13 protein-coding genes and 1 tRNA gene are annotated in these 14,645 nt (G+C 63.7%); 4 read left to right on the top strand and 10 right to left on the bottom strand.

Annotated features, from left to right (window positions below):
- Nucleotides 1-73 precede the first annotated feature (73 nt).
- Complete coding sequence (locus tag R3280_RS02325; RefSeq protein ID WP_318996966.1) at nt 74-1,078, top strand: hypothetical protein; 1,005 nt, start codon at nt 74-76, stop codon at nt 1,076-1,078.
- A 126-nt stretch (nt 1,079-1,204) separates the two neighbouring features.
- Entirely contained in the window at nt 1,205-2,686 is a 1,482-nt protein-coding gene (locus tag R3280_RS02320; RefSeq protein ID WP_318996965.1) for an amidase, read from the top strand.
- On the opposite strand, the gene rlmE is transcribed toward R3280_RS02320, so the two are convergent.
- On the bottom strand, nt 2,674-3,303 hold the full coding sequence (gene rlmE / locus R3280_RS02315; protein WP_318996964.1) for a 23S rRNA (uridine(2552)-2'-O)-methyltransferase RlmE: 630 nt from the start codon (nt 3,301-3,303) through the stop codon (nt 2,674-2,676). The genes R3280_RS02320 and rlmE overlap by 13 nt on opposite strands.
- A 176-nt stretch (nt 3,304-3,479) precedes the next feature.
- On the opposite strand from rlmE, the gene R3280_RS02310 reads away from it, so the two are divergent.
- On the top strand, nt 3,480-5,123 hold the full coding sequence (locus tag R3280_RS02310; RefSeq protein ID WP_318996963.1) for an NAD(P)/FAD-dependent oxidoreductase: 1,644 nt from the start codon (nt 3,480-3,482) through the stop codon (nt 5,121-5,123).
- A gap of 2 nt (nt 5,124-5,125) precedes the next feature.
- The gene (locus tag R3280_RS02305; protein WP_318996962.1) at nt 5,126-5,854 is read left to right on the top strand and encodes an RNA methyltransferase; all 729 of its coding nucleotides are present in this window, start codon (nt 5,126-5,128) and stop codon (nt 5,852-5,854) included.
- Nucleotides 5,855-5,917: 63 nt separating this feature from the next.
- On the opposite strand, the gene R3280_RS02300 is transcribed toward R3280_RS02305, so the two are convergent.
- From R3280_RS02300 to rseP, 9 genes are all read right to left on the bottom strand, one after another.
- Nucleotides 5,918-5,994, bottom strand: a tRNA-Met gene (locus tag R3280_RS02300).
- A 167-nt stretch (nt 5,995-6,161) separates the two neighbouring features.
- A complete protein-coding gene (gene rnhB / locus R3280_RS02295) occupies nt 6,162-6,845 on the bottom strand; it encodes a ribonuclease HII (protein ID WP_318996961.1) in 684 nt (227 codons plus the stop codon).
- Nucleotides 6,845-8,023, bottom strand: a complete 1,179-nt coding sequence (gene lpxB / locus R3280_RS02290; RefSeq protein WP_318996960.1) for a lipid-A-disaccharide synthase — start codon at nt 8,021-8,023, stop codon at nt 6,845-6,847. The genes rnhB and lpxB overlap by 1 nt, the downstream gene beginning before the upstream one ends.
- Nucleotides 8,023-8,814, bottom strand: coding sequence for an acyl-ACP--UDP-N-acetylglucosamine O-acyltransferase (gene lpxA / locus R3280_RS02285; protein ID WP_318996959.1), 792 nt, complete (start codon nt 8,812-8,814; stop codon nt 8,023-8,025). The genes lpxB and lpxA overlap by 1 nt, the downstream gene beginning before the upstream one ends.
- On the bottom strand, nt 8,814-9,251 hold the full coding sequence (fabZ, locus tag R3280_RS02280) for a 3-hydroxyacyl-ACP dehydratase FabZ (protein WP_318996958.1): 438 nt from the start codon (nt 9,249-9,251) through the stop codon (nt 8,814-8,816). Before fabZ ends, lpxA begins: the two co-directional genes overlap by 1 nt.
- Before the next feature lie 11 nt (nt 9,252-9,262).
- On the bottom strand, nt 9,263-10,288 hold the full coding sequence (gene lpxD / locus R3280_RS02275) for a UDP-3-O-(3-hydroxymyristoyl)glucosamine N-acyltransferase (protein ID WP_318996957.1): 1,026 nt from the start codon (nt 10,286-10,288) through the stop codon (nt 9,263-9,265).
- Nucleotides 10,289-10,360: 72 nt separating this feature from the next.
- Nucleotides 10,361-10,858: an OmpH family outer membrane protein gene (locus R3280_RS02270; RefSeq protein ID WP_318996956.1), complete on the bottom strand. Its 498-nt coding sequence runs from the start codon at nt 10,856-10,858 to the stop codon at nt 10,361-10,363.
- Nucleotides 10,859-10,899: 41 nt separating this feature from the next.
- Nucleotides 10,900-13,218 carry an outer membrane protein assembly factor BamA gene (gene bamA / locus R3280_RS02265; protein WP_318996955.1) on the bottom strand — a complete coding sequence of 773 codons (2,319 nt, stop codon included), beginning with the start codon at nt 13,216-13,218 and terminating at the stop codon, nt 10,900-10,902.
- A 43-nt stretch (nt 13,219-13,261) separates the two neighbouring features.
- On the bottom strand, nt 13,262-14,611 hold the full coding sequence (gene rseP / locus R3280_RS02260; RefSeq protein WP_318996954.1) for an RIP metalloprotease RseP: 1,350 nt from the start codon (nt 14,609-14,611) through the stop codon (nt 13,262-13,264).
- Between the last annotated feature and the right edge of the window lie 34 nt (nt 14,612-14,645).

Here is a 14,645-nt window from a genome sequence, read left to right as displayed (position 1 = left end):
CCGGCAAAGTCGTCGCCGAACCGCAAATGGGCTAGGCTAGCGGGCGTTGTGTCACAGAAGGCGTCCTGAACCCATGTTCACGATCAATCGGGAAAACCTGCGAAAAAGTCACCAGCTGATCTGGTTCACCATCGATTTCCTCATGCTGGGGCTGCTGATCCTGAACCTCTGCCTGATCATCTTCGATGCCATCTACAGCTTCGCCGGAGTCCAGCGCCTGATGGCGGAGAACCTACCGGCTCTGAAGACCGCCTACGACCCGATCCACGAAAACTTCATCTTCTACGACCTGATTTTTGTCAGCATCTTCCTGACCGAGTTCCTCGTGCGCTGGGCCTACGCCATCAGGGCCAAACTCTATTCCCGCTGGTACTTCTATCCCTTCATCCACTGGTATGACCTGATTGGCTGCATCCCGGTGGGCACGCTGCGTTTCCTCCGGGTACTCAGGGTTATTTCCATCATCTACCGCCTGCACAAGTACGGCGTCATCGATTTTACCCAAACCCGGGTCTACCGCTTCTTCGATTTCTACTACGACGCCTTCATGGAGGAGCTGTCGGACCGCATCGTCATCAAGATCCTCACCGGCATGCAGGACGAGATCCGGCGCGGCTCGCCGCTGTTCGAGCGGATCCAGCATGACATCCTCTACCCGCGCCGGGCCATGATCGCCGACTGGATCTCGCAGCGCGTGGCGCAGGCCACCGAAGAGGGCTACGTGCCACGCCGTGGCGCCCTGCGCAGTTACCTGGAGGACCGTGTCGACCAGGCCCTGAAGCAGAACGTCGAGCTCTCCCGGCTGAAATACCTGCCGGTGGTGGGCCCCACCATCCAGGAAACCCTGGAAGAGGCGGTGGGCGACATAGTGGCCAGCGTGATTCACCAGCTCCTGGACGACCTGGCCTCCACCCGCAACCACGGTTTCATCGAGGACATCGTCAATGTCTTCCTGCCGGAGCGGCATCCGGAAGCCGGCGCCTACGAACACAACGAGGCCCTGATGAGCCTGATCAACGAGGTGCTGGAGGCGGTCAAAAAACAGGTTCACGTCAAGCACTGGCGCAAGGCGCTCTGAGGCTCCAGGGGATGGCCCGAAAAGATTAAAGCAGTTGTTTTACTTTTGCAGGGTTGTTGGTTTTAATACGAAACCAGATTCCACTACCCGCCGGATCGCCCCGGCGGACCATCAAGAGGCTTGCCTATGATCCCCCTGTATTACCGGCCTGCTCATGAGCTGGTGGAGGAGTTGCGGTCGGGTGCCCTGTCCAGCGTCGAGCTGACCCGCGCCCTGTTCGAGCGTATCCGGGCCGTCAATGGGGACATCAACGCTGTGGTCACCCAGGCCGAGGATGAGGCCATGGCCCAGGCCCGCAGCGCCGATGAGCGCCTGAAAAACGGCGAGCAGCCCGGGCCCCTTCACGGTCTGCCGCTGACCGTGAAGGACACCTGGGAAGTTGCGGGCATGACCTGCACGGCCGGCGCCCCGGCGCTGCGGGATTACCGCCCCCGGCAGCACGCCGATGTGATCCAGCGCCTCACCGACGCCGGCGCCATCATCATCGGCAAGACCAACGTGCCCCTCTACGCCACCGATATCCAGAGCTACAACAAGCTGTTCGGCGTGACCAACAACCCCCACAACCCGGATCACACCTCCGGCGGCTCATCCGGCGGTGGCGCGGCAGCCACAGCCGTCGGCATGACCCCGCTGGAGATGGGCTCCGACCTGGCCGGATCCATCCGCACCCCGGCCCACTTCTGCGGTGTCTTCGGCCACAAACCCAGCCGCTCGCTGGTGTCCTTCCGGGGCCACATTCCCGGACCGCCTGGCACCCTGTCCCAGCCCGACCTGGCGGAAGCCGGCCCCCTCGCCCGCAACGCCGCCGATCTCGCGCTGATGCTCAAGGTCATTGCCGGACCGCGGCCGCTGGAAGCCAGGAACTGGTCCCTGAAACTACAGGAGCCCAGCCTGACTGAGTTGAAGGAAAGCCGCGTCGGACTCTGGCTGCAGGACCCGTTGTGCCCGCTTGAGACGGCGCTGAGCGAAGGCTACCAGACGCTGGCCGACAAGATCGCCGGGACCGGTGCCGTGGTCAGCCCCGCCCGGCACGACCTGCTCAACATGGCCCACATCCTGCCGCTCTACTTCAATCTGCTGGGCAGCGTGATCAGCGTTTCCCTGACCCCGAAACAGCGCCGGCAGATGCTTTGGGTCGCGCGGCTGGAGAAGCTGCTGCGCCTGTTTGCCCCCATGACCGCCGGCCTCGGTGAATACGGTCGGGGTGTCAATCAGCCCATCCATCAGTGGATGGTGATGCAGGAGACCCGGGAGAAGATGCGTTATGAGGTGGACACGCTGTTCCGGGAGTTCGACGTGCTGCTGACCCCCATCACTCCGACTACCGCCATCCGCCACGACCATAGCCAGCCGGTGTTCAAGCGCCGGATCACCGTGAACGGGGAGCAGCGAGCCTATCTGGATCAGTTCTGCTGGATTGCCCTGGCCACTCTGCTGGGGTTGCCGGCGACATCGGTACCGGTTGGCAGGACCAAAGAGGGTTTGCCCTACGCCGTCCAGGTGATTGGCGCGCCCGGCAAGGACCTGACCACCATCCGGTTTGCGGAACTGCTGGAGAAGGAAGGCCTGGCGGGATTCCAGCCGCCGGAGCGTTACCGGGATTGAGGCCGGAAACCTCGGGCCACCAGGTAGACCTCGCGGGACCGGGCTCGGGATGAGTCCGGTTTGCGCACCACCACCTTGTCAAAGCACTCACGCACGGTTTTGACAAAGTCGTCGTAGCCCTCGCCGTGGAAGACCTTGGTGACAAAACTACCCCTGGGCTTGAGGATCTGGCAGGCCAGGTCCAGCGCCAGCTCCACCAGGTACATGGAAGCGGCCTGGTCGGCCACGTTGACCCCGCTCATGTTGGGCGCCATGTCGGAGATGACTACATCCGCCCGGGCGCCATCCAGCGTTGCCATGATCTGATCGAACACGGCCTGCTCGGTAAAGTCCCCCTGGATGAACTCCACGCCCGCGATGGTGTCCATGGCGAGGATGTCCGATGCCACCACGCGACCCTTGTGGCCCACCAACTTGGCGGCCACCTGTGACCAGCCGCCCGGCGCCGAGCCAAGATCCACCACCAGGCCGGCCGGCGGGATGAGGCGGTCTTTGTCGTTGATTTCCAGCAATTTGTAGCTGGCTCGGGAGCGATAGCCATCCACCTGTGCCTGTTTCACAAAGGGGTCGTTGACGTGCTCTTCGAGCCAGCGGTTACTGCTTTTGGAACGGGCCATGGGTGTCTTCTAATCACTGCGTGAAACGGGGCATTGTACGCCGCCACGGGCCCGCCCGCAAAAGCGGAGCGGTGCCTGACAAGCACCTCGGGCGACAGTACAATGGCCACTTCTCCAGCCGCCATCTGCCGGGCCAGCGTCCGCCAGCCAGAAAGCTCCGCCAGCCAGGAAGTCCCATGATTCGCGTTACCGAACTCGCCCTACCCCTTGATCACCCGGAACAGGCGCTGCGGGCCGCCCTTCTGCAGCGCCTGCAACTCCGGGAGTCCGAGCTGCTGCACTTTACCGTATTCAAGCGCAGCTACGACGCCCGCAAGAAAAACAGCGAGATCAAGTTCGTCTACATCATCGACCTGGCGGTGCGGGACGAGGGGGCGGTACTGGCCCGCTTTGCGGACGATCCCCACGTGCGGCCCGCCCCGGACACCTCCTACCAGGTGGTTGCCCAGGCTCCCGAGGGGCTTTCGGAACGGCCCATCGTGGTGGGTCTGGGCCCTTGCGGCCTGTTTGCCGCCCTGCTGCTGGCCCAGATGGGCTTCCGCCCGATCGTGCTGGAGCGGGGCAAGGACGTGCGGCGGCGCACCAAGGACACCTGGGCCCTCTGGCGCAAGAAGCGGCTGTCGCCGGAATCCAACGTCCAGTTCGGTGAAGGCGGTGCCGGCCTGTTTTCCGACGGCAAGCTATACAGCCAGATCAAGGATCCCAAGTTCTACGGCCGCAAGGTCATGGCGGAGTTCGTCAAGGCCGGCGCGCCGGAGGAGATCCTGTTCGTCAGCAAGCCCCACATCGGCACTTTCCGGCTTACCGGCGTGGTGTCCCGCATGCGGGAGGAGATCCTCAGACTCGGGGGTGAGATTCGCTTTGAGCAGAAGGTCACCGACCTGCTGCTGGAGGACGGCCAGGTCCGCGGCGTTGCCCTGGCCAGTGGTGAAACCCTGGCCAGCCGTCATGTGGTATTGGCATTGGGTCACAGTGCCCGGGAAACCTTCCGTATGCTGCACCAGCGCGGCGTGTTCGTGGAAGCCAAGCCCTTCGCCATCGGCTTCCGGATCGAGCATCCCCAGAGCCTGATCGACCATGCCCGTCTGGGCAAGTACGCCGGCCACCCCGCCCTGGGGGCCGCTGACTACAAACTGGTGCACCACGCCCGCAACGGTCGTGCGGTGTACAGCTTCTGCATGTGCCCCGGCGGCACCGTGGTGGCCGCCACGTCGGAGCCGGGGCGGGTGGTGACCAACGGCATGAGCCAGTATTCCCGCAACGAGCGCAACGCCAACTCGGGCATCGTGGTGAATATCGAACCGGAGCAGGATTTCCCCGGTGATGCGCTGGCCGGGGTTGCGCTACAGGAAGAGCTCGAAGCCAGAGCCTACGAGCTGGGGGGCAGTGATTATTGCGCGCCGGCGCAGCTGGTGGGGGATTTCATTGCCGGCCGGCCGTCCCGGGAACTGGGAGAGGTGGAACCGTCCTACAAGCCCGGCGTTCGCCTGGGCGACCTGGCCCCTTCCCTGCCACCCTACGCCATCGACGCCATCCGCGAAGCCCTGCCGGCCTTCGGGCGTCAGATCCGGGGCTTCGACCGCGCCGATGCCCTGCTGACCGGTGTTGAGACCCGGACTTCCTCGCCGGTGCGCATCACCCGTGACCGGGACAGCCTGCAAAGCCTGAACACCCGTGGCCTGTATCCGGCCGGAGAAGGCGCCGGCTACGCCGGCGGTATCCTGTCCGCCGGCGTGGACGGCGTCAAGATCGCGGAGGCGGTCGCCAGGGCGATGCTGGCGGATCTGGAAACCGGTTCAGCACGCCGGGCGGGAGCCTGACCGTGAAGCTGGACGACGTAAAGAAGCTGCACCAGAAGAAATACCGCCAGGCTTTCGGTCACTTCCTGGTGGAGGGTGAACACCTGGTGCTGGAGCTTGAAAAGGCGGCGGCCAGCAACCCTCATTGGCGACAGGCTGAACTGTTCGTCACCAGCGCCTACCAGGACTGGCAGAGCCCCTGGCCCCGGCACCTGGTCAGTGACCGCCAGATGGCCCAGCTGGCGGACACCAGGACACCCCAGGGCATACTAGCGGTGGCGCCACTGCCAGGGGCCAGGGAGCTAGGTCCGGACTCCAGGGAGCGGGCCGTTTACCTGCACGAGGTCCAGGACCCCGGCAACCTGGGTACCATCCTGCGTACCCTGGCTTGGTTTGACGGCTTCCGCTGCCTGCTCAGCCCCGGCAGTGTCGACCCGTTCAATCCCAAGGTGGTGCGGGCCAGCATGGGCGCCCTCTTCCACGTGCCGCTGGAAACCGAAGTAAGCCTCGATGCCCTGGCCAGCCGCTACCAACGTATTGCCTGCCTGGACACCGGTGGTGAGGCCATCACCAGCGCCGATTTCCGGCACCACGATTGCTACCTGTTCGGCAATGAGGCGCGAGGCGTGCCCGTCGAGGCCCTCGGCGAGCTCAACGCCGGCCGCTTCACCATCCCCGGCGCCGGCGCCGTGGAATCCCTGAACCTGGCAGCGGCCGTCAACATGGCGGTGTATGAGCTCAATCGGGGCTAGCGACCGCAAAAATGGGACGCCAGAAAGCAGAAAAGCCGGCATAAGCCGGCTTTTCCTTGAAGATGGTAGCGGGGGCAGGATTCGAACCTACGACCTTCGGGTTATGAGCCCGACGAGCTACCAGACTGCTCCACCCCGCAATAAAACCTTGTATTCACCTTATGTTCTGGCGTTCCCTGATGGGTCGGCTCAAAACCCGAAGGTCGATGACTCCCTTCGGCTTTTTTGGTTTGGGGAGCCCGACGAGCTACCAGACTGCTCCACCCCGATCAACGTGCGCGTATACTACGAGCATGCAGGGTGTTTGTCAATTGGTATCGGCGAAGAGATCGGTGGGAAACGTCAGGTTTTCCGCCTGCGCCGGCTGGAACATGCCCACCCGTTCGATGATCTCCTGTACCGGCCGGAAGGAGCGGCGGTGAAGGGGTGTGGCGCCGAGGCGCTCCAGGGCCTCCAGGTGAACCGGTGTGGGGTAGCCCTTGTGCTGGGCCAGGCCATAGCCCGGGTACTGCAGCTCCAGCGCCGCCATTTCTCGATCGCGGCTGACCTTGGCGAGGATGGAGGCGGCACTGATGGCCGCCACCCGGCTGTCGCCCTTGATCACCGGCTCCGATTGCCAGCGCCACCTGGGGCAGCGGTTGCCGTCCACCAGCACGTACTCCGGCTCGATGCCGAGACCGGCCACGGCCCGCTCCATGGCCAGCATGGTGGCCTGGTGGATGTTCAGGCGGTCGATTTCCTCGGCCTCGCAGCGGCCCAGGCTCCAGGCCAGCGCATGTTCGGTGATCTCTTCGTAGAGCGCCTCCCGGCGCTTTTCGGTGAGCTTTTTTGAATCCGCCAGGCCGGCAATGGGCCGGGCCGGATCCAGGATCACCGCGGCCGTGACCACAGCGCCGATCAGGGGGCCACGGCCCACCTCGTCGACGCCGGCCAGCTTCCAGCCGGTGTAGCGGCACCGAAACGGCGGCAGCGGCTGGACCCCGGGCGCCATCAGACCCGGCCCTCGATCAGCTCGCTGATGCCGATGGCCGCCTGCTCGTCGGCGCCCTGGCGCAGCTGCAGGTGCAGATCAGTGAACGCCGCCTTCACATGGGTCCTTTCGGCAGTATCCTGAAGCTGGCCGAGTATGGCCGTGCCCAGGGCCTCAGGGGTGGCCTCGTCCTGGATCAACTCGGGTACCAGCGCCTGGCGGGCCAGCAGGTTCGGCAGTGCAATGTGGGGAATTTTCACCAGCCGGGACAGCAGCCGGTAACTGAAGCCACTGAGACGGTAGCCCACCACCATCGGCTTCTTCAGCAACATGGCTTCCAGGGTGGCGGTGCCGGAGGCTAGCAGGATCACATCGGCGGCGGCCATGACTTCCCGGGAGCGGCCGGCGACCAGGGTCACCGGCAGCGCCACCTCCAGCGAGTCTACCAAGGCCTGGACCTGCCTCTGGCGGGTCCGGTTGACGCAGGGAATCACCAACTGCAGCTCCGGCACCCGGTTCTGGATACCCCGTGCAGCCTCCAGGAACAGCCGTCCCAACCGGTCGATCTCGCCGGCACGACTGCCCGGCAGTATCGCCAGCACCGGCACCTCCGGTTTCAAACCAAGGGCCTGGCGCGCAGCCGGGGTGTCGGTTTCCATCGGCACCCGGTCCGCCAGGGGATGACCGACGAACCTGACCGGCACACCGTGGTCCTCATAAAAACGGGCTTCGAAGGGGAAGAGCGTGAGCATCAGGTCGACGGACTTGGCAATCTTGAAGATGCGCTTCTGGCGCCAGGCCCAGACGGTGGGACTGACATAGTGCGCGGTGGCGATGCCGGCTTCCCGACAGCGGCGCTCCACCGCCAGGGTGAAATCGGGGGAATCGATACCGATGACCACCTCGGGCGGGGTGGCCAGGAAATAGTCCAGCAGGCGGCGGCGAATGGCCACCAGCTCACCAATGCGGCCCAGCACCTCCACCAGCCCCATTACCGACAGCCGCTCAATGGGCACCAGGGAATGGAAACCCTCGGCGATCATCTCGTCACCGCCGATACCGGTGAAGCGGGCGTTGGGGTAGCGCTTGCGCAGGGAGCGGATCAGCCCGGCTCCAAGGATGTCCCCGGAGGCCTCCCCCGCCACAATGCCGATGGTCAGCCGGCGGTCGCTGACCACGCTGGTGGACGGATTACTCACTACCGGATGATGCCTCGATCTGCTCCACGCAGGGACTCGATCAGGGGGCGGACAGCAGGGACATCGGCAAAGCTGGCTTCCAGCTCCTCGATGGCCTGTTCGGTGGTCAGGTTCTGGCGATAGATAACCTTGTAGGCGCGGCGCAGGACCATGAGTGTATCCTTGTCGAAGCCACGGCGCTTGAGGCCCTCCACATTCATGCCGAAGGGGGAGGCAGACTGGCCGCTGGCCATGACGTAGGCGGGAATATCCTTGAGTACGATGCTGCCGCCGGCCGCCATGCTGTGGGGTCCGATGTGGCAGAACTGGTGCACCATGGTGCCACCGCCCAGAATGGCCCAGTCCCCCACCGTGACGTGTCCGGCCAGGGTGGCACAGTTGGCCAGGATGGTGCGGTCGCCGACGATGCAGTCATGGGCCACATGGACGTAGGCCATCAGCAGGTTGTGACTGCCGATCCGGGTCTCACCGCGGTCCTGGGCAGTGCCCCGGTGAATGGTGCAGTTTTCCCGAATGACGTTGTGGTCGCCGATCACCAGGGTGGTGGGTTCGCCGGCGTACTTCTTGTCCTGGCATTCCTCACCGATACTGGAGAACTGAAAAATGCGGTTGTGGCGACCGATCACGGTCGGGCCTTTCACCACCACGTGAGACAGGATCTCGGTGCCCTCACCGATTTCCACATCCGGCCCGATGTAGCTCCAGGGCCCTACGGTGACCCCTTCCCCCAGTTTTGCGGAAGGGTCCACGATTGCCTGGGGATGAACTCCCGACCAATGCCTGTTTGCCATCAAGCCTCTCTCTCAGCGGTCAACAACTCTGCCACGCACACCACCTTGCCCTCCACCAGCGCACGGCAGTCGAACTTCCAGATACCGTTCTTGCCGGACATGTAGCGGGCTTCCAACTGCAGCTGGTCTCCCGGCACCACCGGGCGCTTGAAGCGGACCTTACTGGAACCGGCGAGGTAGTGTACCACGCCGTCGGACGGCTTCCGGTCAACGGTCACAAATGCGAGTACCCCGGCCACCTGCGCCATGGCCTCGATGATCAGGACGCCCGGCAGGATCGCCTTGTGGGGGAAATGGCCGGTGAAGAAGGGTTCATTGATGGTCACGTTCTTGTAACCGATGATCGACTCGCCCTTGTTGAGCTCCACGATCCGGTCCACCAGCAAAAACGGGTACCGGTGGGGCAGATATTCCATTATTTCGTCAATATTCATCATCAGGTTTGGCCTCAGCCCTCCAATTTCTTTTCCAGCTCTTTCAGCTTCCGTGCCATGGCATCGAGCTGTCGGAAGCGAACTGCGTTTTTTCGCCACTGTCTGTTGGTATCGGCACTGGTTCCGGAAGAGTAGACGCCAGGCTCACGGATGTCTCCCGTGACCAGGGTCATGCCGGTCAGGTGAACCTGGTCGCCGATGGTCAGATGGCCGGCCACGCCGGACGCGCCACCGAAGACACAGTGGCGACCGATCTTGGTGCTGCCGGAGATGCCGACGAAGGCCGCCATGGCGGAATGGTCGCCAATGCTGACGTTGTGCGCGATCTGAATCAGGTTATCCAGTTTGACGCCGTTCCCGATCACCGTGTCGTCCAGGGCACCCCGGTCGATGGTGGTATTGGCGCCCACTTCCACGTCGTTGCCGAGCACCACCCGCCCCACCTGGGCAATGCGGTGCCAGACACCCTTGTCGTTGGCAAAACCAAAACCGTCGGAGCCGAGCACGGCCCCGCTGAGGATATGACAGCGCTCACCAACCACGACATCGTGAGCCAGGGTTACCCTTGGCCGCAGCCGTGAGTCCGCCCCGATCTGGCAGCGTGCGCCGATGACGGTACCGGCACCCACTTCCACCCTCTCACCGAGTACCACGCCCGGCCCGATGACTGCCAGGGGCCCCACCGACGCCGACGCCGGAACCTCGGCGGAGGGATCCACAACGGCGCTGGGGTGAACACCGGCCTCGGCAACGGGTGCCGGGTCGAACCAGTGGCTGAGGTGAGCATACCCGAGGTAGGGATTGTCCAGTAACAGGACATTGGTCGGAGAATTGTCCGCCACACTGGCTGCGCAGATCACCGCCGAGGCCTTGGTATCGGCGAGATAGCGACCATAACTGGGGTTCGCCAGGAAGGAGATCTGACCGGGCCTGGCAGCCTGCAGCGTGGCCAGCCCGTGAATCACCAGGTCGGGATCACCCCTGAGCTCGGCACCCAGCGCCCCGGCGATCTCCCCCAGCGTGTAGGAAGCCTGTGTCATAGTCTGCTCCGGTTCAGTCCAGCAAGCACCGGAGCCGGCACTGGCGCCCTGGCTCCCGGTTGTTATCGGCGATTAACGGTTGAGTTTTTCCAGCAGCTGGCCGGTCAGGTCCATGTCAGGCTTGGCGTAGACCACCGCCTCGCTGGGCAGAATCAGGTCCAGGTTGTTCTCTTCCAGCAACTCCTTTACCGCCTTGTCCACTTCCGGCCGGGCGTTCTCCAGGAACGACTGCTTGCGGCTGGCAACGGTGGAATCCAGGCGCTGCTTGAGGAAGTTGAACTCCTTTACCTTCTCCTGGAATTCAGCGGCCAGCTTGTTGCGCTCGGATTCGTTCATCATGGCGCCGTCGGTTTCCAGGCGCTCCTTGAGCTTGCGGGCCTGCTCCTGAACCTCGCGGACCTTGGCCTCGTCGCCGGAGAAATCCTTCTGCAGTTGCTCACTGAAGACCTTGGCATCGTCCGAGGAAAACAGCGCCTGGCGCAGGTCCACAACGCCAATGCGGGTTTCGGCCAGGGCCGGTACCGCCACTGCCAGGGCCAGTAGCCCGGCCATCATGCGACGCTTGAACATGTTACGAACTCCTTGTTGATTGTCTTGTTATGCCAGGTTGATCAGAAACTCTGACCCAGTGAGAACTGGAATACCTGGGTGTCATCACCTGGTTCATCGTTGAGGGGCTTGGCGAGGCTGAACGCCAGGGGGCCCACCGCGGTGATCCATTGAAATCCGATACCGGCAGACAGGCGGACCTCGCCAAGCTCCGGGTCAAAGCTGCGCTCCGGATCGAACACCTGACCGGCATCCACAAAGAAGGATGTCCGCATGGTACGGGTGTCGCCGGCGAAGGGCGTCGGGAAAATCAGCTCCAGGCTGCCCTCGGTGAGAATGCTGCCGCCGAACGGATCCGGATCGGAAAAATCGTTGGGCGCGTTGGTGGCCAGCGGACCCAGTGAGTTGGCCCGGTAACCCCTTACCGAACCATACCCGCCGGCGAAGAAATGCTCGTAGAACGGCATCACATCACGGCCCTCATAGCCACCACCGTAACCCAGCTGGCCCCGGGCCCGGAACACCCAGGTCTGGTTGTCGTTCAGCGGCTCGTAGAGATCCGCCTGGTGGGACAGCTTGTAGTAGGTCAGGTCGCTGCCGGGCACCGCCACATCGGCCGCCAGTGACAGGCTGTAACCGTCACTGGGCAGGACCCCGCGGTTGAGGGTGCTACGACGCCAGGACGCGTTGAGGAAGTAGTTGTGGAAGTCCCGGCCCTCCTCCTCGATGAAATCCAGCACCTCCAGAGAGGTGAAGGCGCCGGCCTTGATCTTGGACAGGGTGTAGCCGACACCGAAGTTCAGGCGGGTGACCGGATCAATGGGATAACCAAAGCTGAGGCGGCCGCCGTACTCGTCCAGCAGGAAGGAGGAGATGTCCTGCTCCTCGAAGTCGGTCTCCCGGGCGAACAGGCTGAAGCCGCGGCTGACGCCGTCAACCGTGTAGTACGGGTTCTGGTAGGAAAAGTTGGCGCTCTTGATGGAGTCGCTGAAGTTGGCGCCGATGGACACCCGCTTGCCGGTCCCGAAGAAGTTGTTCTCGGAGATGTTGGCGCCCAGGATCACGCCGGATACCTGGGAGAAGCCCACGGACGCTGACAGGCTGCCGGTTGGCTGCTCTTCCACGGTGTAGTTGACGTCCACCAGGTCCTCGGTGCCTGGCACCGGCTGGGTTTCCACATCCACGGTCTTGAAGAAGCCCAGGCGCTCGAGGCGGGTCTTGGAGAACTCGATGCGGTCGGTGGAGGCAACACCGCCTTCCATCTGGGTCATTTCCTGGCGCAGTACTTCGTCGCGGGTGGAGACGTTGCCCTCGAAATTGATGCGACGCACGTAGGCCCGGTTGCCCGGCTCCACGAAGAAGGTCACCGCCGCGGTGTTGTCGGCGCCGGTTTCGGGCACCGCGTTGACGTTGGCAAACGTGTAGCCCTCACGGCCCAGGCGCCGGGACAGGGCCTCGGAAATGGCCGTGACCTCACTGCGGGAGAAGGTGTCGCCCTCCTCCAGGGTGATCAGCTGGCGCAGCTCCTCGGGCTCCACGATCAGCTCGCCGCGCAGGTTGATCTCGGAAATGGTGTACTGGGGGCCCTCGTTGATGGCCAGGGCGATAAAGACCTGCTGCTTGTCCGGCGAGATGGAAACCTGGCTGGACTCCACGTTGAAGTCCAGATAGCCCCGGTCAAGGTAGAACGAGCGCAGGGACTCCAGGTCGCCACTGAGGCGCTCTCGGGCGTACTTGTCGGCGCTGGTGATGGAGGCCCAGAGACCGCTGGTCTGAAGTTCGAACAGGTCCAGCAGGGTGTCGTCGCTGAAGTCCTGATTACCGATGATATTGATATGCTGGATGGCGGCCACATCGCCTTCGTTGATGTCCAGCTTGACCGCCACCCGGTTGCGGGGCAGCTCCTCGGCAGTGGCCTTGACACGGGCGTTGTAGCGACCCTGGGCCACGTAGGACCGCAGGATCTCAAGCTCCAGGCGCTCCAGGGTGGCGCGGCGGAATACCTGGCCTTCCTGCAGGCCGGCACTGTTCAGGGCCTGGGTCAGCATCTCGGTCTCGATGGCCTTGTTGCCCTCGATCTCGATGGAACTGATGGCCGGGCGCTCCTTCACACTCAGGATCAGCACATTGCCGTCACGGCTGGCTTCCAGATCGGTAAACAGGCCGGTACGAAACAGGGTCTGGATGGCGTCCGCCAGCACCAGCTCGTTAATGGACTCACCGATGTCCACCGGGAAGGCTGAGAAAACGCTACCGGCGGATACCCGCTGCAGACCTTCCACCTCGATATCGGAGACCACAAATTCATCGGCCAGGGCCGGCTGAATACTACATGTTATCGTCACGAGGCCGAGAACCAGCCCTTTCAAGGAACGTCTCATTCAGTTATTTCGCCTGTTTACGCGCGTAAGGAGGTGGCAATTCTCACAACCGCATCAGGTCGTTGTAAAGTGCAAACACCATTAAAGTGAAAATCATTGCCATGCCAATCCGAAGACCCAGGGCCTGGGCCTGTTCGGAAAGTGGCTTCCGGCGTATCGCCTCGATGCTGTAGTAGACGATGTGGCCGCCATCCAGCACCGGTATCGGCAACAGGTTCAGCACTCCGAGACTGACGCTCAGGTAGGCCAGGAAGCGGATGAAATCCTCGAACCCGGAGCTGACGCTGGCCTCGGCGACCCGGGCGATGGTAATGGGGCCGCTGAGGTTGGTGGGGGACAGCAGACCGGTGACCATCTTCTGGATCGCCACCAGCGTCAGGCGGGTGTCGCCCCAGGTTTCCGCCACCGCGTTGGGTATGGCCGCCAGCGGACCGTACTGCACTTCCCGCAGCAGCTCATCGGGCCAGCTGACCTCGCTCACCCCGGCACCGACCCGGCCGATGGTCTCGCCGGACTCGGTGGTGAAGGAGGCCGGTGTCACCAGTACGTCCAGGGTATCACCGCTGCGCTCGACGGTGAGCTCCAGGGTCTGCCCCGGGTTGGCCCGGATTTTCTCCACCAGTGCGAACCAGTCCGCCACAGGTTCACCATCGACCGCCACCACCCGGTCGCCGGCCTTCAGCCCGGCCCGGTCGGCAGGATCGCCGCTGACGATCTGGCCCAGCACCGGGGGCACCTCGGGGCGCCAGGGCTGGACCCCGAATTCCTGCAGCGGGTTGGGGGTGTCCTCATCCAGGCGCCAGCCCCCCAGGTCCGCTGACAGGGTGCGCTTCCGGCTGTCCTCACTGATCTCGAGGCTGATACTGCCCTGCTCGCCTGCCCGCTCCAGCAGGCGCATGTTGACGTCACGCCAGGAGGTGACCGGGCGACCGTCCACCTGGTGGATCTCCATGCCCTCCGACAGCCCCATGCGCTCGGCGATGGACTCAGGCTCCACATCCCCCACCACCGGCGCCATGGTGGTGAATCCCACCACACTCAGCAGCCAGTAGGCGGCGATGGCAAACAGGAAGTTGGCGATGGGGCCGGCGGAGGCGATCGCGATCCGCTTGCCGGGGGACTTGGTATTGAACGCCAGGTGGCGCTGGTCCTCAGGTACCGGGCCCTCCCGCTCGTCCAGCATCTTGACGTAACCGCCCAGTGGAATGGCGGCCACCGCGAATTCAGTGCCGTGGCGGTCATAACGGGAAAACATGGGCTTGCCGAAGCCGACGGAAAACCGCAACACCTTCACGCCACAGCGCCGTGCCACCCAGAAGTGGCCGAATTCGTGGATGGTGACCAGGATGCCCAGGGTCACGATCAATGCCAGGACGGTCTGAAGGATCTGCATATCGGTACTGTCTACCTAGAGTCTGCCTAGAGTC

Source organism: Marinobacter sp. (genome assembly GCF_033722195.1).
GTDB lineage: Bacteria > Pseudomonadota > Gammaproteobacteria > Pseudomonadales > Oleiphilaceae > Marinobacter.
Note: the sequence above shows the minus strand (reverse complement) of the source record. Positions and strands in the feature narration are given on the sequence as shown.